The organism is Rhodonellum psychrophilum GCM71 = DSM 17998, assembly GCF_000381545.1.
Lineage (GTDB): Bacteria > Bacteroidota > Bacteroidia > Cytophagales > Cyclobacteriaceae > Rhodonellum > Rhodonellum psychrophilum.
The window spans coordinates 102768-123239 of the sequence record NZ_KB906686.1; the positions used below are offsets into that span (position 1 = coordinate 102768).

General features: G+C 44.1%; 15 protein-coding genes. 5 read left to right on the forward strand and 10 right to left on the reverse strand.

The annotated features are described in order from the left end of the window. Positions 1–134: 134 nt before the first annotated feature. Both clpB and F824_RS0118390 read right to left on the reverse strand, forming a co-directional pair. Positions 135–2747 carry an ATP-dependent chaperone ClpB gene (clpB, locus tag F824_RS0118385; RefSeq protein ID WP_019599401.1) on the reverse strand — a complete coding sequence of 871 codons (2613 nt, stop codon included), beginning with the start codon at positions 2745–2747 and terminating at the stop codon, positions 135–137. Between the two features lie 247 nt (positions 2748–2994). Further along, positions 2995–3492 (reverse strand): hypothetical protein, encoded by a 498-nt coding sequence (locus F824_RS0118390; RefSeq protein WP_019599402.1) that lies wholly within the window; start codon positions 3490–3492, stop codon positions 2995–2997. A 195-nt stretch (positions 3493–3687) separates the two neighbouring features. Here F824_RS0118390 and F824_RS0118395 point away from each other — a divergent pair, with 195 nt between their 5' ends. Then, positions 3688–6843 carry a histidine kinase N-terminal 7TM domain-containing protein gene (locus tag F824_RS0118395; protein ID WP_019599403.1) on the forward strand — a complete coding sequence of 1052 codons (3156 nt, stop codon included), beginning with the start codon at positions 3688–3690 and terminating at the stop codon, positions 6841–6843. 428 nt (positions 6844–7271) lie between these two features. Here the strand turns inward: F824_RS0118395 and F824_RS0118405 are convergent, their stop codons facing one another. Continuing rightward, the gene (locus F824_RS0118405; RefSeq protein ID WP_019599405.1) at positions 7272–8516 is read right to left on the reverse strand and encodes a dipeptidase; all 1245 of its coding nucleotides are present in this window, start codon (positions 8514–8516) and stop codon (positions 7272–7274) included. Between the two features lie 178 nt (positions 8517–8694). On the opposite strand from F824_RS0118405, the gene F824_RS0118410 reads away from it, so the two are divergent. The 4 genes from F824_RS0118410 to F824_RS0118425 all read left to right on the forward strand — a co-directional run bounded on the left by F824_RS0118410 (position 8695) and on the right by F824_RS0118425 (position 13427). Beyond that, positions 8695–10410 carry an alpha/beta hydrolase-fold protein gene (locus F824_RS0118410; RefSeq protein WP_019599406.1) on the forward strand — a complete coding sequence of 572 codons (1716 nt, stop codon included), beginning with the start codon at positions 8695–8697 and terminating at the stop codon, positions 10408–10410. A gap of 6 nt (positions 10411–10416) precedes the next feature. Next, the gene (locus F824_RS0118415; protein WP_019599407.1) at positions 10417–11298 is read left to right on the forward strand and encodes a hypothetical protein; all 882 of its coding nucleotides are present in this window, start codon (positions 10417–10419) and stop codon (positions 11296–11298) included. Between the two features lie 181 nt (positions 11299–11479). Continuing rightward, positions 11480–12481, forward strand: a complete 1002-nt coding sequence (locus F824_RS0118420) for an acyl-ACP desaturase (protein ID WP_019599408.1) — start codon at positions 11480–11482, stop codon at positions 12479–12481. Between the two features lie 91 nt (positions 12482–12572). Then, entirely contained in the window at positions 12573–13427 is an 855-nt protein-coding gene (locus F824_RS0118425) for a pirin family protein (RefSeq protein WP_019599409.1), read from the forward strand. Positions 13428–13521: 94 nt separating this feature from the next. Here the strand turns inward: F824_RS0118425 and F824_RS0118430 are convergent, their stop codons facing one another. The 7 genes from F824_RS0118430 to F824_RS0118465 form a co-directional block, all read right to left on the reverse strand. Continuing rightward, complete coding sequence (locus F824_RS0118430) at positions 13522–14301, reverse strand: Rossmann-like and DUF2520 domain-containing protein (protein WP_019599410.1); 780 nt, start codon at positions 14299–14301, stop codon at positions 13522–13524. A gap of 133 nt (positions 14302–14434) precedes the next feature. Beyond that, entirely contained in the window at positions 14435–16966 is a 2532-nt protein-coding gene (gene ccsA / locus F824_RS0118435; RefSeq protein ID WP_019599411.1) for a cytochrome c biogenesis protein CcsA, read from the reverse strand. A 26-nt stretch (positions 16967–16992) separates the two neighbouring features. Continuing rightward, positions 16993–17409 carry a cytochrome c maturation protein CcmE domain-containing protein gene (locus F824_RS0118440; protein WP_019599412.1) on the reverse strand — a complete coding sequence of 139 codons (417 nt, stop codon included), beginning with the start codon at positions 17407–17409 and terminating at the stop codon, positions 16993–16995. A 136-nt stretch (positions 17410–17545) separates the two neighbouring features. Next, positions 17546–17794 carry a CcmD family protein gene (locus tag F824_RS0118445; protein ID WP_019599413.1) on the reverse strand — a complete coding sequence of 83 codons (249 nt, stop codon included), beginning with the start codon at positions 17792–17794 and terminating at the stop codon, positions 17546–17548. After that, on the reverse strand, positions 17795–18481 hold the full coding sequence (gene ccsA / locus F824_RS0118450; protein ID WP_367889041.1) for a cytochrome c biogenesis protein CcsA: 687 nt from the start codon (positions 18479–18481) through the stop codon (positions 17795–17797). Positions 18482–18718: 237 nt separating this feature from the next. Continuing rightward, complete coding sequence (locus tag F824_RS0118460) at positions 18719–19384, reverse strand: heme exporter protein CcmB (protein ID WP_019599416.1); 666 nt, start codon at positions 19382–19384, stop codon at positions 18719–18721. A 125-nt stretch (positions 19385–19509) separates the two neighbouring features. Then, the gene (locus F824_RS0118465) at positions 19510–20289 is read right to left on the reverse strand and encodes a formyl transferase (protein ID WP_033405418.1); all 780 of its coding nucleotides are present in this window, start codon (positions 20287–20289) and stop codon (positions 19510–19512) included. Positions 20290–20472: the final 183 nt, after the last annotated feature.

Sequence of the window (20472 nt, forward strand, 5' to 3'; positions counted from 1 at the left end):
TGTCAAATATTCTCCTGAGGCCTCAAATGCTATCCCAACCTTCAAAAAACTGGATAGAGCTAAAAAAAACCTACCGGATTCAGAAAATCCGGTAGGTTTTACATTGAAGGAAAGTAGGATTTCACTGAAGTGATCTATACTTCTACATCCTCCACATTTTTGAAATAAACCTGCTTGTCCGCATCCAAATCCACCAAGACGGCAGCATCATTTTTGATATAACCGGATAGGATCTGCTTGGAAAGTTCATTCAAAACCAAACGCTGCATGGTCCTTTTCAAAGGCCTTGCGCCAAACTGGGGATCAAAACCAACTTCCCCAAGATAATCCAAAACCTCCTGGGTTGCATCGATCTCGATATTGGCCTCCTCCAATCGCTTTTGGATTTCCCTCCACTGGATATCCACGATTTTGCGGAGAATCTGCCTGTTGAGCGGCTCAAACATGATGGTCTCATCAATCCTGTTCAGGAATTCGGGCCTTACGGTCTTTTTCAGAAGGTCATACACCTCTTCCTTGGTTTTTTCCAAAATCTCGGCTTTGTTCCATTCCTCCATCTCGGCAAATCGCTCCTGGATCAGATGCGAACCAATATTGGTCGTCAGGATGATGATGGTATTTTTGAAATTGGCAATCCTACCTTTGTTGTCGGTCAATCGGCCATCGTCCAGTACCTGCAAGAGAATGTTGAACACGTCGGGATGGGCCTTTTCGATCTCATCCAAGAGGACCACAGAATAAGGTTTCCTTCTGACCGCTTCGGTCAACTGTCCACCTTCCTCATAGCCCACATATCCCGGAGGTGCTCCTACGAGCCTGCTTACGGAATGGCGCTCTTGATACTCGGACATGTCTATCCTGACCATGGCATTGTCATCGTTGAAGAGATATTGCGCCAGAGCTTTTGCCAATTCGGTTTTGCCGACACCTGTGGTTCCCATGAAAATAAAGGATCCAATTGGCCGCTTTGGATCTTGCAATCCGGCACGACTTCTCCTCACTGCATCCGCGATGGCGCCAATTGCCTCCCTTTGTCCCGCAACCCTCTTGCCGAGTTCATCTTCCAGGTGGAGTAATTTTTCTTTTTCACTTTGGACCATCTTGACTACCGGAATTCCCGTCCATCTCGAAACCACCCCGGCGATGTCCTCCACATCCACCTCCTCTTTAAGAAGCGGTGAACCCTCTTGCATTTCCGACAATTGCTTTTTGAAGGATTCCAGCCTTTGTTCGGCTTCCACGATCTTGCCGTATCGGATTTCGGCTACTTTTCCAAAATCCCCGCTCCGCTCCGCCTGCTCTGCTTCTATTTTTAATTTATCTATATTTTCTTTTTCCGTCCTGATCCCGGTGATCACCGCTTTCTCACTTTCCCATTTCGCCTTTATATTTTGACGCTTTTCGGAAAGTTCCGCGATTTCCTTGCTCAGCACGGTTTCCTTGTCCTTGTTGTTTTCCCGCCTGATGGCCTCACGCTCTATTTCCAACTGCATCACCTTTCTGTTCATTTCATCCAATTCCTGCGGCAGGGAATCGATCTCCATTCTGAGTTTTGCAGCAGCCTCATCCATTAGGTCGATGGCCTTGTCAGGAAGGAAACGATCGGTGATGTATCTCTGAGAGAGTTCAACGGCTGCAATGACCGCATCATCCTTGATCCTCACGCCATGGTGCAGCTCATATTTGTCCTTGATCCCCCTTAGGATGGAAATGGCGTCAGCTACATCGGGCTCATCCACGATCACCGCCTGGAATCTCCGTTCCAAGGCCTTGTCTTTTTCGATATACTTTTGGTATTCCTTGAGCGTAGTGGCACCAATTGCGTGCAGCTCTCCTCGAGCCAAGGCAGGCTTAAGTAAATTAGCAGCATCCATCGCTCCCTCTCCACCGCCACCTGCACCGATCAAGGTGTGGATTTCATCAATAAAAAGGAGGATTTCCCCTTCGGAATCCGTCACTTCCTTGATTACCGCTTTCAGCCTTTCCTCAAATTCCCCCTTGTACTTGGCTCCTGCCACCAGCAGTCCCATGTCCAAAGAAATCAAGGTTTTGGATTTCAGGTTTTCCGGGACATCGCCACTGACGATCCTTTGTGCAAGACCTTCCACGATGGCGGTTTTGCCGACACCCGGCTCTCCCAATAGAATGGGATTGTTTTTGGTCCTCCGGGCCAGGATTTGCAATACCCGTCTGATTTCTTCGTCACGGCCAATGACCGGGTCGATCTTGCCTTTCTTGGCGAGCTCGTTTAGGTTTTTGGAATATTTTTCCAAAGCCCTGTATTTGGATTCTGCGTTTTGATCGGTCACTTTGTTTCCTTTTCTAAGTTCTTTGATGGCTTCGATCATGGGTTTTTCCGACATGCCCTGATCCTTTAAAAGTTGTGCGGTCTTGTCGGAACCCGCCAATATTGCCAAAAGCAAATGTTCAATGGCCACATATTCATCCCCAAAAGTCTTCAGGTAATCCTTTGCCTTGGTCATGACCTGGTTTGAGGCATTGGACAAATAAGCTTGCTGCCCACTTATTTTGGGATAGGACTTGAGGATATCCTCTATTTTTTTAGAAACGATCTGCTTGTTTATCCCCGATTTTTTGAACAAAAAATCAGTGACATTTTCATCTTCCGAAAAAATCCCCTTTAGTATATGTGCCGGCTCGATCCCCTGCTGCTGTTCTGCAGTAGCCAATTCAGCGGCTTTTTGAATGGCTTCTTGTGACTTGATCGTGAATTGGTTGAAATCCATATTGTCGTGGTTTTATTGTGCCAGGCGTCGTTTTTTGAGATCCAAAACAATGATCTTCTGACACCCAAAAGCTCCTTGAACAAATCACTCTCCAATCGCTTAATTTTCTAAAAATCGGAAATTATGGCTTATACTATACTAAAAAATAGCCTTAAACTGCCTTATTGGCAGTCTATAAGGCTATTTCGCTCTAAAAACCTATGTAGAGGCAATTGCGTCTCAGATTGGAATTTCGGACTAGCCTGCCTTAGTTTTCCCTTTTACCCCCATCGTCACGGTCTCTTCTAGGACTGTTTCTCTCTATGGTACGCCAATGCTTTGCCGCATCCCCTTCCCATTTTTCCACGGCAATTTCTAATTTCTTTATTTCCAATTCCATCTTGGCGAGATCAGCAGGCGTGGCTTTTCCCTTCAATCTTGCCTGTTCCAATTTCACTCTTTTTTTGGCAAGCTTCATTTCGGACTTGTGTTTATTGTTCAGGCTTTTGTCATAGGATTTTTGCGCATTTTGAAGGTTTTTTACTCTTTTTGCTTCTGCTTTTTCGGCGGCTATCTTTCTTTTTTCCTCAGCAGCAATTCTTTTGGCCTCCCTCTTTTCTTGGGCCAGCTGCTGTTTCTCTTCCTGAGCAGCTCTTTTTATCTCCAAAGCTTCTTCTTTGGTCTGCTCGGCATTGCCCTGGGCAAAACTTTGTGCAGAACCTACCAAGACCAATACCACAATTAAGAAACGAATGAATTTTTCCATTTTTACATTATTTATATTAAAAATTGAATTTACAATATTTTAATTAGTTTTTCAAGGCACTATATCCACAATTCATCTTAGATTACACCTAAAAAAACTGGGCTTTAAATTGACCTTTTACAACAAAGGCATAAATTGTATGTTTCAATTTGATTACATTGTTAAAGTTTTAGGAGTTATCAATACCTGGGAATAATGGCTGAGTTAAGTTTTAATTTGTTTTCGATACCAATTTTTTTTACAAGTTTACTATTCTTGGTTTTGATATTTCTGTCCTATGACAAAGAAAACAGGTCTGGTGAAGTTTACTTCTGCTTGCTTTTGTTCAGCTGTTTTGTTTATTCATTTTTATATGGAATGGAACTGATCTCCACGAGCGAGGAAGCCATTGTTCACTTCTTCCAATTAGAATTTTTTGGTGGGGTATTCCTCACGCCCTTGCTGCTGGCTTTTGTGGTTAAATACACAGGAAACAGCAGGTATTTCAAGCCAAAGATTTGGGTGCTGATTTTTGGGATCCCGGTTTTTTTCCTGATCATGAGCCAAACGAATGCTTATCACCATTTGTTTTTCATCGAATTGTCGACGAAACAAAATGCCTACTTCAATGCCATTTCCTTTACGCCGGGAATCCTTTATTGGGTCTATGCCATTTTCAATGTTGTCCCCGTGCTCTTTGCAAACTATTTACTCTTCCGGATGCTCAGCAGGGTCCCGAAAATATTTTCCGTCCAAGTGACGATACTGCTGATCGGCACCTTGATTCCCTGGAGTTTTCACATTGTGGATCTCTTGGGTTATTCCCCCTATTCAATGGATCTCGTTCCATTTTCTCTGGGAATCAGTTCCGTTATCATTTATTTGGGACTTTTCAAGTACGGTCTTTTCAAAAATGCTCCCGTGGCTTTCAAAACCATTTTTGAAAATCTTTTAGATGGCGTGCTTATCCTCAACAACAAGGGTGAAATCATTACCCAGAATCAAGCCGCAATCCAATTTTTCCAGAAATCAACGATTTACAATCTGTTGACAAAAAAAGAATTGCTACAAAACTGGCCACAATTGACACCCCTTTTTAACCTTGAGAATTTTTCAGAGCAAGTTGAACTCCATCATCCTGAAGAAAACAGGGTGCTTTCCGCCTACCGTGAAAACCGCAGGAATCAAAAAGGATGGGACAATGATTTCCATTATATCATCATCAAAGACATCACAGTCCAAAAATCTGCCGAGGCCACCATCCGATCGAAAGAGTTGGCGTTGCAAACCATCAATACCAGCCTGCTCAGAAATGAAAAGATGCTCAAATCCATCGCAATGGCCACCAAAGAGCTGCTTTCAAATACAAAATTCAATAAAGCAGCCCAAAAGGCAATTTCCATTTTGGGTGACGGCGCTGGGGTAGATCGTGCTTATCTTTTTGAAAATACGATTCATGAAAATGGGAAGATCACGAGTTCTCAGCGTTTTGAATGGAGTGCGTCCGCTGTAGCGCCTGAAATAGACAATCCCGGGCTTCAATATCTTCCTCTGGAACTATTTGGAGAGGCTGTTGACTTCATCTCCTCCAACAAGATTTACCAAGCGATTGTATCCAAAATCAGCACTGATCCGGAACTCAAGGAGCTTTTGGAAAGCCAGGAAATTAAATCGATTTTATTGATTCCGATATTTGTTAAGGAGGACTTTTGGGGATTTGTAGGTTTCGATGATTGTGTAACAGAAAGGATATGGAGTGAAGCCGAAGCTGCTTTGTTGATCAGTTTTGCGGACAGCATTTCCAATGCAATCGAAAGGAAAACCTTGGAGCTAAACCTCTTCAAATCCATGCAGCAGGCAAAGGAGGCGAGTATTGCCAAGTCGGAATTTCTGGCAAACATGAGCCATGAGATCAGGACACCGCTCAATGGCGTCATTGGTTTTTCTGACCTTTTGATGCGAACGGGGCTCAACGAAACCCAAAAAGAATACCTGAAGTCCATATTCCAATCTGGAAATCTTTTGCTCGACCTGATCAATGACATCCTGGATTTCTCAAAAATAGAGGCAGGGAAGTTGGCGCTCAATCCCATCAAGGTCAATCTTAAAAAAATGACACAAGAAGCCCTTACCGTGGTTCAGCCTCTGGCTGAGGAAAAGGGGTTGAAACTATTGCTTTTGCAGGATTTGAAAACGCCCAAATTTTCTTTTTTGGACGACATTCGAGTAAAACAGATCTTGATCAATCTATTGAGCAATGCAATTAAATTCACCGCCACAGGGCATGTAGAATTGGCCATTAAAGTGAAGTCCATCCGATTGGAGGAAAAATTGGCCCTGGTGGAATTTTCCGTCACGGATACCGGAATCGGAATCTCCAAGGAAAAAGAAAAGGTGATTTTTGAGGCCTTTGCCCAAGAGGACAATTCCACCACCCGGAAATACGGTGGGACGGGTTTGGGATTGACCATTTCCAATAAACTTCTGGCCTTGATGGACAGTCGTTTGGAGTTGGAAACAACATTTGGGAAAGGAAGCAAATTCTCCTTCCTCTTGACGCTTCCCTATGAAGAAGGAGAGGTCTCCTCCGAGGACTTTTCAAATAAAACGATTGAATCCCCACCGAGACCGGTAACCAACAACATCAAAAAAGGCTTCAAGTTTTTACTGGTGGACGACAACCCCGTCAATATGCTTTTGGCCAAAACCATCGTAAAAAACATCGTACCCTCCGCAATCCTACTGGAAGCCAAAAACGGGAAATTAGCAGTGGACCTTTTCGCCCAAAACAAGCCCGACATGGTCTTCATGGATATCCAAATGCCTGAAATGAGCGGTTATGAGGCCACAGAAAACATCAGAAAACTGGAAACCTCTAGCAGAACGCCCATTATCGCCTTGACTGCAGGCACGGTTTTGGGTGAATACGAACGCTGCCTGGAAGCTGGAATGGACGATTACCTAAGCAAGCCCATCGTCGTGTCAGATATCTCCAACATGATTCAAAAATACTTGGGGACAACCAGTCCAAAGGAGGCACTTCATTTTCTTGCCAAATTCGATGAATTCAAGACCAATGACCCCGCTTTTTTTCAGGAACTCATCCAGATGAGCAAAACAAATCTGGAAAAATTGAACAGCGAACTCATGCATTTCTGGATAGAAAAGAACCTGAATTTGGTCAAACAAACCGGTCATTCCCTAAAAGGATTGGCCCTGAACATGGATTTTGAACACCTTGTCAAACTCGCCAGCAATGTCGAAAAACTTCAGGATTTAGCGGGAGATGAAACGGAATCGCTTATGTTCCAAATAGGGTCGGAAATCAAGCAAATCATCAAAAGCCTGGAGCTTGAGCTGATCAACATTTAACCCCTGTGATGCAAGACCGATTCCTCTTCAGTATGCGAATTACTTAATATTCAGTAATTCGCATACTGTTTTTGACTGTACCCTATTGGTATCGGGTTAAAGAGAAGGAAGCCAATACAATTTCATGCTGATGGCTTTCACAAATGCAAAATCGCTGGCAGGACCAATGTTCTGCCAGCGATTTATTGTTTAAACCCGAATTCTAAGACATCGAAAAAGTAACGGAATGCATCTAACTTAATTAAGTTAGATGGAATATGCAATAGGTTTCCAAATGGGATTGAAACTGAAAGAAAATCAAAGTATTGGGAGTATAATTCTTGACACCAATAGGGTGAAATCAAAAATAATCAGCATCCAATTGATTGTCAGTAAATTATATTATTGATTTGAGTCCATAATGCATAAACCGGGTTAAATTCTCCAAATCAAGATTCAATGGCAAATTTCTCTGCCTGTCTCCATACCCTGAATATATTTTGGCTGCAAATTTTTTGGATATCCTCCTTCGAATACCCCCTTTTCAGGAGTTCCGCAAAAAGGTTGGGATACATGGACACATCTTTGAGTCCATTGGGAAGGGAGTCTCCCACCCCATCAAAATCAGAACCCAATCCCACGTGATTGATACCTACCAACCGTACCACATGGTCGATGTGATCGGCAACCTTTGCCACATTGGGGAAAGGATTGTTGGCGGCAGCATATTGTTTGATATAGACCTGGGCGGCGGAGTCGGATCGATTCAGCCCATTTTCGGCCAACCAATTCACGACATGCTCCCTGACTTCCCCGGATTTTTCATTATAGGTCCCATCAATGAAACTCCCACCAAAGTTGATCATGATCACGCCTCCGTTTTCTCCCAAGGCTTTGATCATGTCATCACTCATGTTCCGTTCAAAATCCGGGGTAAACTTCCGCGCTGAGGAATGCGAAGCGATCACAGGAGCTTTTGTGGTTTGCAAAACATCAAAAAATGTGTTGTCTGAGACGTGGGAAATATCCACCATAATACCCAGGCGGTTCATTTCCCTGACCACTTCCCGACCAAATTCACTCAAGCCGCCATGTGTCGCGGTGGTGTCATAAGAGGAGTCCCCGATAAGGTTGTCCTTGCCATGTGTCAGGGTGATGTAACGGATCCCGCGGTCATAAAAATATTTGACATTCGAGAGGTCGTCCTCGATACCCGCACCATTTTCCATGCCCATAGGAAGAGAAATCAGCCCTTTTTCAAAATTGGCTTCGATCTCATCGGGACTGTTGGCCATGGCAAACTTGTCCGGCCATGTTTTGGCGAGCCTTTCGGTCATCAGGATCAAGGAGTCCGCCAGGATTTTGGCACCACCTGAAACCTGGTATCCAGAAGGCAAGTAAATGGACATAAATGGCGCATCCAAGCCCCCTTCTTTCGATCTTGGATAATCAAAATTTCCACCGTCGGTACGTTCCGAAACATCCAAAATCTCCCTTTGAAGGGTAAATCCACCAACTTTCATCCGATAGGGCAGATCCACATGACCATCCACCACAATGGTGTTGCGTGCGATTTCAATCGCCGCCTCGAGCCTCTCTTCGTCCGAGAGCAGCGTATAATCGATTTTTTCAACTTGTTTTTCACAGGAATACAGAAATGCAGCAGTCAATATCAAAGCAAGTATTTTTTTCATGGCAGGATTGGTTTATTTACCAATTTAAAGGAATCCAAATTTAAATCCGAATAAGATTGATAAACGGTCGGATTCAAGGCAAAACAAACAGATAAACCCCGTTTGCGTAATAAAGCGGCACAAAAAAAATATTGTGGGTGATTTTTATTAAATTAGTCTTTCAAAATCAAGGAAGATCATGCGCTATCTCATCATTTTGATTTCCGCTTTTTTTATAGGCGCTGTACAACAAGGGTTTGCTCAGGTCACCATATCCATTGCCAACAATCTGGCTGATGGGGTCAAGGATGGTCGATTGGTCCTATTGTTTCATCACAATGAACAGGTAGAGCCCCGATTTGCCGTGAGCGATGAAGTCCATACCGCACAGGTATTTGGGATGGATTTTACGGATTATGATTCTGGGAAACCATTGGTATTGGATCCGAAAGCCTTTGGCTATCCCGTGGAAAACTTGAAAGACCTTCCTGATGGGAACTATTTTATTCAGGCATTCATCATCAAGCACGAAACTTTTGCAAAATCCGATGGTTATACCGTCCTGATGCCAATGGATCAGGGTGAGGGTCGCCAATGGAACAGAACGCCGGGAAATGTTTACAGCCTTCCCGAAAAAATCAATTGGAGTGGACAAGGAAGTATTTCTTTGGAAATTGACCAAATCATCCCAGCCATCGCCCCACCCAAAGACACCGAATTTATCAAATACATCAAAATTCGGAGCGCGCTTTTGTCAGAATTTTGGGGCAAGGACATGTTTTTGGGCGCAAACATCCTTTTGCCAAAGGATTTTGAGAAAAACAAAAGTGACCATTACCCGCTTATGGTTTTTCATGGCCATTTCCCTGCCGAATTCAGTGGTTTCAGGACCAGTCCTCCAGATGAAGGCCTAGAAAATGAATACAATGCGAGGTTTGGCATATACGGATATGAAAAAATCCAGCAACAAGAAGCCTATGACTTCTACAGGAATTGGACATCGGATGATTTCAAAAGGTTTATCATCATCGAAATCCAGCATGCCAATCCATTCTATGACGACAGCTACGCCGTGAATTCGGAAAACCTGGGGCCTTACGGAGATGCGATCACCCATGAACTGATCCCCTACATTGAGGCGCAGTTCAGGGGAATCGGGGAAGGTTGGTCCAGGTTTTTGTATGGGGGTTCTACGGGAGGCTGGGAGGCCTTGGCCGTTCAGGTAAAATACCCGAAGGAATACAACGGTTGTTTTGCTGCCTGCCCTGACCCCATTGACTTCCGGGCATTTACCACCGTGGATATCTATCAGGACCAAAATGCCTACACCATCCAAGGGCCATTCAGGGCTACAGATCGGGTTGGGAAGAGGAATTATTTGGGACATGTCTCGGCAATGTTAAAGGAGATGAACCATAAGGAACTGGCTTTGGGTGGCCCAAACAGTCTCTCTGGTGACCAATGGGACATTTGGCAGGCGGTATTTTCGCCTGTCGGCGACAATGGATATCCCAAACCCATTTGGGACAAGTACACGGGGGAAATCGACAAAGAAGTCGCCGATTATTGGAAAGAGCATTATGATCTGCGGTACATCATGGAACGGGATTGGGACCGATTGGGAGAGGATTTGAAGGGGAAAATACACCTGTATTGCGGTGATATGGATAATTATTACCTGAACAATGCCGTTTACCTTACAGAAGCTTTCCTGGAAAAAACGACCAACCCCTATTATGCCGGAGAAGTCCTATACGGAGATAGAGCAGAGCACTGCTGGAACGGTGCTCCCGATTTGCCCAATTATATCAGCCGATTGAGGTACAACACGCTTTACCTTGACAAAATTGCCAAAAGGTTGCTGGAAACGGCTCCCGAAAATTTCAACCAACAAAACTGGACGTTTAAAAAATAAAAAAATATGAAAACAAAACACCAATTACTTGCCGCCGCTTTCCTTTCCGGAACTCTCCTTTGGTCTTGTGGACCACAACAGAAAACCGAAGAAATCGAAACCGTAGAAATCGTGGAAAAAACAGCTCCTACATTGACCCAAGTCTGGGAGACAGCCGCGGAGCTGACTACCAATGAATCCGTGCTTTATGATGAGGCTACCGGAACCATTTATGTATCCAACATTGAAGGCGGACCGTCGGAGAAAGACGGCAAAGGATCCATCTCCATTATCTCCAAAACCGGCGAAATTCTCAACAGAAATTGGGTGACCGGCATTCATGCCCCCAAGGGAATGGGAATCGTAAATGGCAAACTGTTTGTCACCAACATTGACGAATTGGTCGAAATCGATATTGCGAATGCAAAAATCGCCAAGAGACATAAAGTTGCCGGCGCAAAATTCCTGAATGATGTGGATACGGATGGGGACAAGGTTTATTTTTCCGATATGGAAACGGGTAAAATCCACATTTTCCAAAACGGTAAAATAAGTGTCTTTGCAGAAAACCAAACCAACATCAACGGGTTACGTGTGGGAGATGACGGAACATTGTATGGCCTAGATGGCGAAGGCCTGAAAAAATACAATTCTGACGGGTCTTTCACCCTGATCAATTCCACGGTAACCGGTGGTGACGGATTGATCATCTTGGAAGACAATGTGTTTCTTGCAAGTCGTTGGCAAGGGGAGATTTATTTGGTGAAGGGTGATGAACAAACCCTCCTTTTGGACACAAAAGCTGCCGAATCGAATACCGCAGACATCGGCTTTATTCCTGAGGAAAACATCGTATTGGTGCCGACTTTCTTCAAAAACAAGGTCGTTGCGTACAAACTTGCGTATTAATCCAAGAAAGTTAAAGCAAAATCAAGTTCTTTGGGCATTTCTTTGCGTATAAGTGATTAACTTTATCGTGAGAATTACATGGACCCTTGCTCTCAAAATTTAACATTGAAACATTGCCGTCCTGTCCACCCCAATTGAGGCAAAGCACTTATAAATTACTGTTTGGCAGTAAACTATAGATATGAATAATTCAGAAAACATAAATTACGAATTGGAAAAAAATGCTGAAGTAATCCGTCAATTGGACGGATTCGTAGCCAACGCCGTGGAAACCGTATTGGTGGATCCTGACGAATGTTGGCAGCCTACAGATTTTTTACCGGACATGACCAAAGAAGACGCACTTGATCAAGTCAAATTGCTTCAAGAAAGGGCCGCAGGGATTCCGGATACCATCATCACATCGCTCATCGGCAACATGATCACCGAGGAGGCATTACCCAGCTATCAGACATATTTCAATCTTTTGACTGGTGTCAATGACGAAGGAAGTCTATTGAGTCCTTCAGGATGGGTGAGATGGTCCAAGGCATGGACAGCTGAAGAAAACCGCCACGGCGATCTGTTGAACAAGTATCTTTATCTCTCCGGAAGGGCAGATATGAAAAAAGTTGAACAGACGATCCACAGGCTGATCTACAACGGTTTTGATCCAAAATCAGAAAAAGATCCTTACCAGGCACTCATTTACACCTCTTTCCAGGAAAGAGCTACCAAGGTATCCCATGTGAATACCGGCAAATTGGCAGACAAAGCTGGTGATGACGTATTGTCTAGGATTTGCAAAACAATCGCAGGCGATGAAGCAAGGCACGAAAAGGCCTATAAAAGCTTTATGTCAGAAGTCTTCAAAATCGATCCAAACGGCGCAATGTTGGCGTTTGAAGCCATGATGCGGAAGCAGATCGTGATGCCGGCAGTATTGATGGGCAAAGGAAGCAATAACCCGAACCTTTTTGATCAGTTTTCGGCAATCACCCAGAAAATCGGTGTTTACACCGGCTGGGATTATGCCAGGATTATCGAACATTTGGTCAAACTGTGGGATGTGGAAAATGTCACCGGTCTCAACGATGTGGCCTCAAAAGCCCAGGATTATCTTGCAGGTTTGGCAAGTCGCTACATGCGCTTGGCAGACCGAATGAAAACTCCGGATGAGATTTCACTTGCTTGGTTAAAATAATAGGAAAAGCCTGAATTCGTTCAGGCTTTTTTTTTGGAGTAGGGAACAAATTGTCCCATTTTTGAATTACATGTCTATACACATAAATCCTATGAGAACCATAAAACAAATTCACGCCGCAGGGTACAGCCCCATTGCAGACCTGATTACCTACAGTCCTTTGCCTACGGCAAAATTGCAGCAGGTTGATCCCTTTATATTTTTGAACCATCATGGCTTCCAAACCTATCCCCCCAACAACAACGGACTCCCCTTTGGGCCACATCCGCATCGGGGAATGGAGACTGTGACTTTTATTTTGAAAGGGGATATCATGCACAAGGACTCCTCAGGGCACGAATCGATCATGGAAGAAGGCGGTATCCAGTGGATGACCGCGGGAAGTGGTTTGATCCATGCAGAAGTCAGTTCTCCCAAATTTAAAAAAGAGGGCGGGGATTTGGAAATCCTTCAACTTTGGCTCAATCTGCCGGCAAAATATAAAATGACAAAACCGAATTATGTCGATTTGCAAAAAGACCAGATCACCCATTTTGAACTGGATGGAGGAAAGGTGAAGGTCCAACTCATCGCAGGAACATGGGAAGACCAAAAGGGTTCTTTTGACACTTTGAGCCCCATTTTCTTGAGCACCATCGAAATCATTAAAGGCGGGAGTTTTTCGAAAAACATCCCCTCAGGAGAAAACATCTTTTTGTATATCGTAAAGGGGGCCCTAAAAATCGGAAATGAAGAAATCCCATTCAGAAACCTTGTTGAATTCAACAATGATGGGGACGATTTGTCTGTCACGGCCTCGGAAGATGCCATCTTCATCCTGGGCCACGCCAAACCTTTCAATGAGCCGATGGTCGCGCAGGGACCTTTCGTCATGAATACCCAGAAAGAAATCCAGGAAGCCTACAGAGATTATCAGGAAGGTAAATTCGGCTCTTGGGAACATTGATTTAGCCGCTCAAATTTCTTCCAATAGCCCTGTCAAGACCCATTAAATTTGATTTATGACAGGGCTATATATTTTTTTGCAATTCCTGCCTTTTCTACAAATGGCTATCCATGATGTCCTGTGAAACCATTCTGTAGATTTCGGCCAACTGCTCATTGTATCCGAGGAAATTGTAATGAAGGTCAAGGGTGGAAAGGTCTTCCCTGAGTGCAGGCCCGGTCTGGGCTTTCTTCGCCCCTATTTCCAAACTTTTGCTGATGGACTCGATGATCAGCGGCTTCAACATCTCGAATTCCAGCCCCTGCCTTGCCATGATTTCTTCTGCTTTCAAGAGCATGTGGTTGGTGAAGTTTCCCGCAAAAACAGCAGCAACATGCAGGGCAAGCCTATCCTTGGATTTGACTACATATTGAAGTGGGGAAAGACTTTTGGCCAATTTCTTTAATTTATGGAGGGAAGGTTCATCCTCTGACTCCAGCAAAAAAGGAACCTCCTCAAAATCCACCTTCCTGATCTTGCTAAAAGTCTGTAAGGGATAAAAAATACCGGTGTAGGCGGCCGAACTGTACCCGAGAATATTCAAGGGCACGCTTCCCGAGGTATGGACCAAAATACTTTCTTCGGGCAAAATAATCTGATCTGCCAATTCAGAAATCGCACTGTCACTCACGGCAAGGATGTATATTTCCGCCTCGCTTTCAGAAAAATCCAAGTCATCCTTCACCTCCGCTACATATACCCTTTCCGCTAGCTTTTCCGCATTGCGGATGTCACGGCTGTAAATTTCCGTGATGGTGTGGCCGGCATTCTCTAAACTTGGGGCCAAATGCCAAGCCAAATTACCAGAACCCAAGATTGCGATTTTAAATTTCATCCCCGAATTAACCAAAAATCCTTCTAAAATGAAAAACCAGAAAATCTTGTGTCAAGATTTTCTGGTTTTTGTTGTTCCATTAAAGCAAATTCGCTCTCCAAAATGTATGGGAAAAGCGTTCCATCCAAAATCTTTATGATTCCAAACCTTTGTCCCGCATTTTCGCGAATTCGTCAAATCTTCTGAATATGGCGATGGAAAAACCGATCAACATGATGATTGTTCCCACCCACAAAATATTGATCTGCGGCTTGACGATGGCTTTCAGCACCACATAATCCTTCTGGTAACGGTTCACCGTAAAGACGAATTTGTTTTCTTCCGGCACAATATTGGTCAATTCCACCTTCACACCAAGTTCTTTTTCGATGACTGGAATCCTTCCCACTTGACTGTCCCGGATAATGAAAATAGGCTCTATTCGTTTTTCGACATCATAATCCATCACCACAAGCTTGGCCTTAACGGCTACATCACCTTCCTCAAGCGAAAGACCGTCTATACTGGTCAATACTTCACCTCCTTCGAAGGTGGTCACGAAATCACTGATGTAAAACGTCTCTCCCGGAGTCACTTCATAGGTCTCATCATCTCTCCATTCCGGCTCATCAAAATCATTGATGGCTGCCACAAAGGTGTAAAGGTCCTTATTGATAAACCTTCTTGAATCCGGCGAGCTGATCAATCCCATCGTGGTATTGAACTGGGACATTGGGTTCAAGGAAAACTGAAACTGGTCCTCTTTGTAATAATCGATTTGGAAATAATCATTCTCTTCCAATACGATCGGCACGATATCCCCTTTTTTGAAGTAGGTTTTTTCTTTGACAACGATATCATTCAGGGCGATGGATTCATTCACTTTCCCGGTAGACTCCAACAGCTTGACATCCACATATCCGGGAACACCTACTACCTTTTTTTGACGTCCCCTGTAGATGGCTGTATAATCCTTGATTTGGGTGGGTTTATTGATCCAAAGCAGGACATGCTCCTTGTTCATCTCATCTTCCCAACTGTTGCTGTACGTCAATCCTGACATGTTGTAGGAAATGATTTCAGAATAACCCGAAGAGAACATCACCCCGATCAGGATCATACCCAAGCCGATGTGTGCAAGAGATCCTCCCGCCAATTTGACGCTGGATTTCTTCAAGATCCTGAATAAAATCGTGCTGTTGGCCACGATGGTAAAGGTTCCGGCAAGGACAACCACGATGTAGGTGAGGTCATAGACTTTTCCCAACACGATTATCGCTGCGGAGATCAATACCGAAACCACATAGGGAACGACCAAAGCTTCCCGCAAGGCTTTTCCATCAATTTTGTCCCACCAAAAGAATTGACCCACAGCAGATAGCATGGCCAATGCGACGGCAAACCACAACTGGAATTTGGTATAAAACCCGACTTGGTCGGTGGGCGGTGCCATATTGGAAATTCCCCCAAAGATCTCCACGATTGCATTCCAGACCGGAATGGAAGTGGGAAGGATCACCTGGAAAGCCATCAAACCTAAGGTAGTGGCCCCGATAAAAATCCAAAATTCCCTGGAATATACCGATGCTTCTTTCTCGGAAGTTGGAATATGTTTCCATGCCCTGGCCGCAAGGAAAACAGCGGCGAAGAGGAAAAACAACATGTAAATCAGCAATTGACCAGAAAGGCCCAAATCGGTAAAGGAATGGACGGAAGAATCACCCAAGACGCCACTTCTCACCAAGAAGGTGGCGTAGAGGACCAATATAAAGGAAGCAATCACCAAGACGATGGAAGTCTTCAGCGCCGTGCTGCTCTTTTTAAAAGTAATCATCGTGTGAATGGCCGCAATCATGATCAACCAAGGCACATAAACTGCGTTTTCAACAGGGTCCCAGTTCCAGTACCCACCAAAGTTCAGCGTCACGTATGCCCAATAGGCGCCCATGATGATGCCCATTCCGAGTATCATCGCAGAGAAAATCGCCCAAGGCAAAGCTGGACGGATCCATTCTGAATACTTTTTGGTGACCAATCCGCCAATCAAAAACGCGAAGGGAACCAATGTGGATGCATAACCCAAAAACAAGGTAGGGGGATGGATGACCATCCAAATATTTTGGAGCAGGGGATTCAAGCCCGTTCCATCTTCGGGGACAAATTCGGGATTGATCTGAAAAATCGGCGCGCTCATCACATCCCTCAAAAGCACAAAGGGAGAGCTGCCTATTTTAAGATCGCCGATCACGACACCCATGATCATGGACACCAAAAATGCCTGGACCAATGCGAAAACGATCATGACAGGACCTTCCCAAAACTTATTGGTTTTGATTAGGATGAGGCCCAAAACAACATTCCAGAATATCCAGAGGATAAATGCGCCTTCCTGACCCTCCCAGAAACTGGAAATCATATAATGCACCGGAAGGGCTTTGGAAGAATGCGAATACGCATAAAAATACTCGAAACGGTGCTGATAGATGATCTCAAAAAGTGAAATCGCTATCGTGATACTTGCTGCCGCATGGACATAGAAGGAAATACGGCTGAAATTCCGCCAACTGGACTTGTCCAATTCGGTGGATACGGTGTATTTGTAATAGGAAAAGGCTGTAACAAGGGCACTGACAAAGGAAAGAATGACCGCAAAGTGGCCAAGATTACCAACGAAGGTATTGATCATGTTTTTGGATTCAATTGAAGGACAATTTAAACACCGGAGGTTTTCATCTCGGTTTCCTGATATTTTGATGGGCACTTCATCAGGATTTTATCTGCCACAAAGAGCGCGTCATTTTTGTAGGAACCAATGACCACCACTTGCTCTGCTCTGGCAAAATCAGCAGGAACCGGTTCGTTGTAGAATACTTTCTGTTCCATGCCATCATTGTCCAGCATCATGAAATAAAACGAGGTTTTTTCATCACTGACCTCGATGCCTTCCACTCTCCCTGAATTGTCTTTTTTCAATTGGCCTACTACATGGATGGATTTGTCATCGCCACCCATTTTCATTTCTTTTGCGGTAGAAAAACTCTCATAAGTACTCGCATCACCGATGGAGGTGATGATGATCACTATTGCGAATGCAATGATGCCTATACCGATTATATGTCCCTTTTTCATAATATTTGGTCTTTATTTAAGCCCTTTATATGGATTGATTTTTAATTTTTTGGGATCTTTTTCCCAAATGCAATTTTATTAATCACGTGAATACCTCTTCTTTCAAACGCATTCTCGGTTTTCCTTTTCAGGCAGATCAATCTCGTTCTTCCAGCAGTTTTTCCAATCTGCTGACTTTCCTCTCGGTACTGATCAAGTAAACCAATATTCCTGCAAAAACAATCCCAATGATGCCTACCAATACGTAAATTTTACCTTCTTCACGCATTTTATCAGCCATCTCAACCCTGGAATTCTGATAATCTTCAGTGGTAATCTCAATTTTTTCCTGCGCCATTGCCCTAAGGCTAAACAAGAGCAAAACAATCACTAATCCCTTTTTCATCTATACCTGATTGATTAATTTGTCTTCCATTTTTCTTTCGGCTCTTTTCAGCCGCACCCTTACCGTACTCATCCATGCCCCCAATAAAGTCCAACCCAGAATTGCAGGATAAAAGACTACCCTCAGGTTGCTGTCCATATCATAGGCATTGAATCCGGGATTCCCTCCGTTGCCGGGGTGGAGACTGTCCGTCAGTCTCGGCAAAACAAAAATTAGAGGAATAAAGGCGGAAAAGGCGAAAATATTGTAAACGGATCCTATTCTTGCCCTTTGGTGGACATCGGTGAGGGAATTTCTCAAGATCAAATAAGCAAAATACATCAAGAGTCCAATCGCCGAAGCATTTTGCTTGGGGTCTCCACTCCAGTAATCTCCCCAGGTGAATTTGGCCCAAAGCATCCCGGTCGTGATCCCCAAAACTCCGAAAAGTATGGCCGCATTCGTGAATTCAATGGCCACATCATCGTGACGTAGATTTCCAGTCCGCAGATATTTGATGCTGTAAATTACAGAAACCACCAGCATCAGTATCATTCCAAACCACATCGTGACATGAAAATACAAAGCCCGGATTGTTTCGTTGAGAATCGGTAATCGAGGCACGTCCATTAGAAGCCCGGCTGTAATCGTGAAGGCAAGCAACACAATCGCCAAGATTTTCCACCAGCTTAATCCCATGTTATTAATTTTGCTATTCCAATCACAAAAATAAGGTATAAGTTCCTGATTCCTGTGCTTTTTGACATAAAGTTACAAATAGGATGAGGCATTTTAGCAAGGTCAATCTTTTGCAAAAACCCGCCCTTAAAAAAATTCTTTCTCTGGATTTTGAAAAAACGGGAAGCACAAATTAAATCGGTGCCAGCCGCCGGATTCCATTATTGAAAATTGCGTAAAAAACAAGAATACTGCATCGCCTTCCTTTCAGCTTCTCCACAGATAAGGGAATAAAATATAAGCCGTCACCGACACAATGGCATTGATGGCCAGGAGCGAAATCAATTTGTCGACACTTACGCTGGGGTCCAAGCCATCGATGGCATTCTTGGAAATGCTGATCGCCATCAGCAAGATGGGAATGATCACGGGAAAACTAAGGATAGCCATCAAAGTGGCATTGTTGCTTGCTTTGGAAGCGATGCCGGAAACCATCGTGAGGCAAGCCGAAAAACCCAAAGCGCCCAATACCAAATTCAGCAAAAACATGCCCTGGTCCTGAACCGGATTTCCCAATATAATACTGAAGACCAAATAGCCAAGCAAGGCCAAAACCAGCGTCAACAGTGAATTGTAGATGATCTTGGATAGGATGATCGCCTCAGGCGAAGCGATCATGTAATAATACAACTGCCTTCCCTGATGCTCTTGCACAAAGCTTTTGGCAACCGCATTCACCGCCGAAAAAAGGATGATGATCCAATACAAGGCATTCCAGGTTGGGACGGAAAGATTGCCCTGCTTGGCGCCGACACTCAAATAGGTGATAAAAACCGCCGAAACCACATACAGCAAAATCCCATTGAGCGCATATTTCTGGCGCCATTCCAGGGTGAGTTCCTTTTTGATCAGTACCGTGATTTCTTTCAGCATATCCGCCCAAAGATAAGGAAATTGGTTATTCCAAGACCATATTTTAAAAGGGCTTTGCTACTTTGCCAAAAATTATTGGGGCATTTGGCACCTGGTTTTCCTTCAAAAGTCCACGACACAAATCTTTAGATGAAATAATCGATCCTTTCTTCCCTGGGCTTGACCTTCCACAACCCAAGACTGTGGAAAGCCAACAATTTCAAATTGTTGGCCAATCGCCTTTCTGAGGTTTTGAAATTACGTCCCTTTTTTTCTTGGATTTTCCCAAGGGGAAGCACTTGGCTTTCCTTTATTTTTCCCAAAACCTCCACAGCCGCTTTGGCCAGCAAGAGGGTGGTTTTGATGTCCACTTCCAATTCTCCATTTCCCGACTCCAAACCTGGGCGCACTTCCGCAAGGATATTTCCCGTGTCCACACCCTTGTTGAGATAATGAAGGATACCGCCGACTTTTTCATAGTTGCGGAAATACAAGGCCCAAAACAGGGTGTCGTTGCCCCTGAAATCCGGGGAGATCCCGAAATGCACATTGATCGCGGCCAATTTGGGGATTTGGAGCACCGCCTCCCTGAGGATCGGTGCCCAGCTGGTAAACAAAATATCAGGCTCCAAGCTCCGGATAAGTTCAGTGCCTTCCGGACTGTTCACCTCCGCTGATGGGAAATGGTGCTTCTCAACCCCCAAGCCTTCATAAAATCTTGGCCGAAGTTTCTTGGCCAACCGGATTTTATGGATTTTCCGGATGATTTTCATCCCTTTGGCATTGATCCAGCCATTGGATTTCCTTGCTTTCCCGTTTTTGGAACTGGTGAGTTCGATGACGGTTACTTTGTCAAAATTCCGAATGATTTCCTGAATGATGATCCAATCCCTGGGCGTACACGCACTGACGATCACTATTTTCATAAGTCTTTTAAAAAAATCCCTACACTTCAAACAATGATTAAAAATAGACAATTTTTCGGAGCAAAACCAAAGATTGTTCAAACTGTGGATTTTGGAGGAAACTGCCATTTTGACAACCCAAATCGCTTTGGAACGGCACTTGATAAAGAGGAGAAGTTATCAATTGTTATTTACCAAAACCGA

Excerpts from the sequence above, each read along its gene's own strand:
- F824_RS0118420 (WP_019599408.1), top strand. The coding sequence starts at position 11,480 with ATGAATAATTCAGAAAACATAAATTACGAATTGGAAAAAAATGCTGAA.
- F824_RS0118445 (WP_019599413.1), bottom strand. The coding sequence starts at position 17,794 with ATGAAAAAGGGATTAGTGATTGTTTTGCTCTTGTTTAGCCTTAGGGCA.
- ccsA (WP_019599411.1), bottom strand. The coding sequence starts at position 16,966 with ATGATCAATACCTTCGTTGGTAATCTTGGCCACTTTGCGGTCATTCTT.
- F824_RS0118430 (WP_019599410.1), bottom strand. The coding sequence starts at position 14,301 with ATGAAATTTAAAATCGCAATCTTGGGTTCTGGTAATTTGGCTTGGCAT.
- F824_RS0118395 (WP_019599403.1), top strand. The coding sequence starts at position 3,688 with ATGGCTGAGTTAAGTTTTAATTTGTTTTCGATACCAATTTTTTTTACA.
- F824_RS0118440 (WP_019599412.1), bottom strand. The coding sequence starts at position 17,409 with ATGAAAAAGGGACATATAATCGGTATAGGCATCATTGCATTCGCAATA.
- F824_RS0118465 (WP_033405418.1), bottom strand. The coding sequence starts at position 20,289 with ATGAAAATAGTGATCGTCAGTGCGTGTACGCCCAGGGATTGGATCATC.
- clpB (WP_019599401.1), bottom strand. The coding sequence starts at position 2,747 with ATGGATTTCAACCAATTCACGATCAAGTCACAAGAAGCCATTCAAAAA.
- F824_RS0118425 (WP_019599409.1), top strand. The coding sequence starts at position 12,573 with ATGAGAACCATAAAACAAATTCACGCCGCAGGGTACAGCCCCATTGCA.
- F824_RS0118405 (WP_019599405.1), bottom strand. The coding sequence starts at position 8,516 with ATGAAAAAAATACTTGCTTTGATATTGACTGCTGCATTTCTGTATTCC.
- F824_RS0118390 (WP_019599402.1), bottom strand. The coding sequence starts at position 3,492 with ATGGAAAAATTCATTCGTTTCTTAATTGTGGTATTGGTCTTGGTAGGT.
- F824_RS0118460 (WP_019599416.1), bottom strand. The coding sequence starts at position 19,384 with ATGCTGAAAGAAATCACGGTACTGATCAAAAAGGAACTCACCCTGGAA.
- F824_RS0118410 (WP_019599406.1), top strand. The coding sequence starts at position 8,695 with ATGCGCTATCTCATCATTTTGATTTCCGCTTTTTTTATAGGCGCTGTA.
- F824_RS0118415 (WP_019599407.1), top strand. The coding sequence starts at position 10,417 with ATGAAAACAAAACACCAATTACTTGCCGCCGCTTTCCTTTCCGGAACT.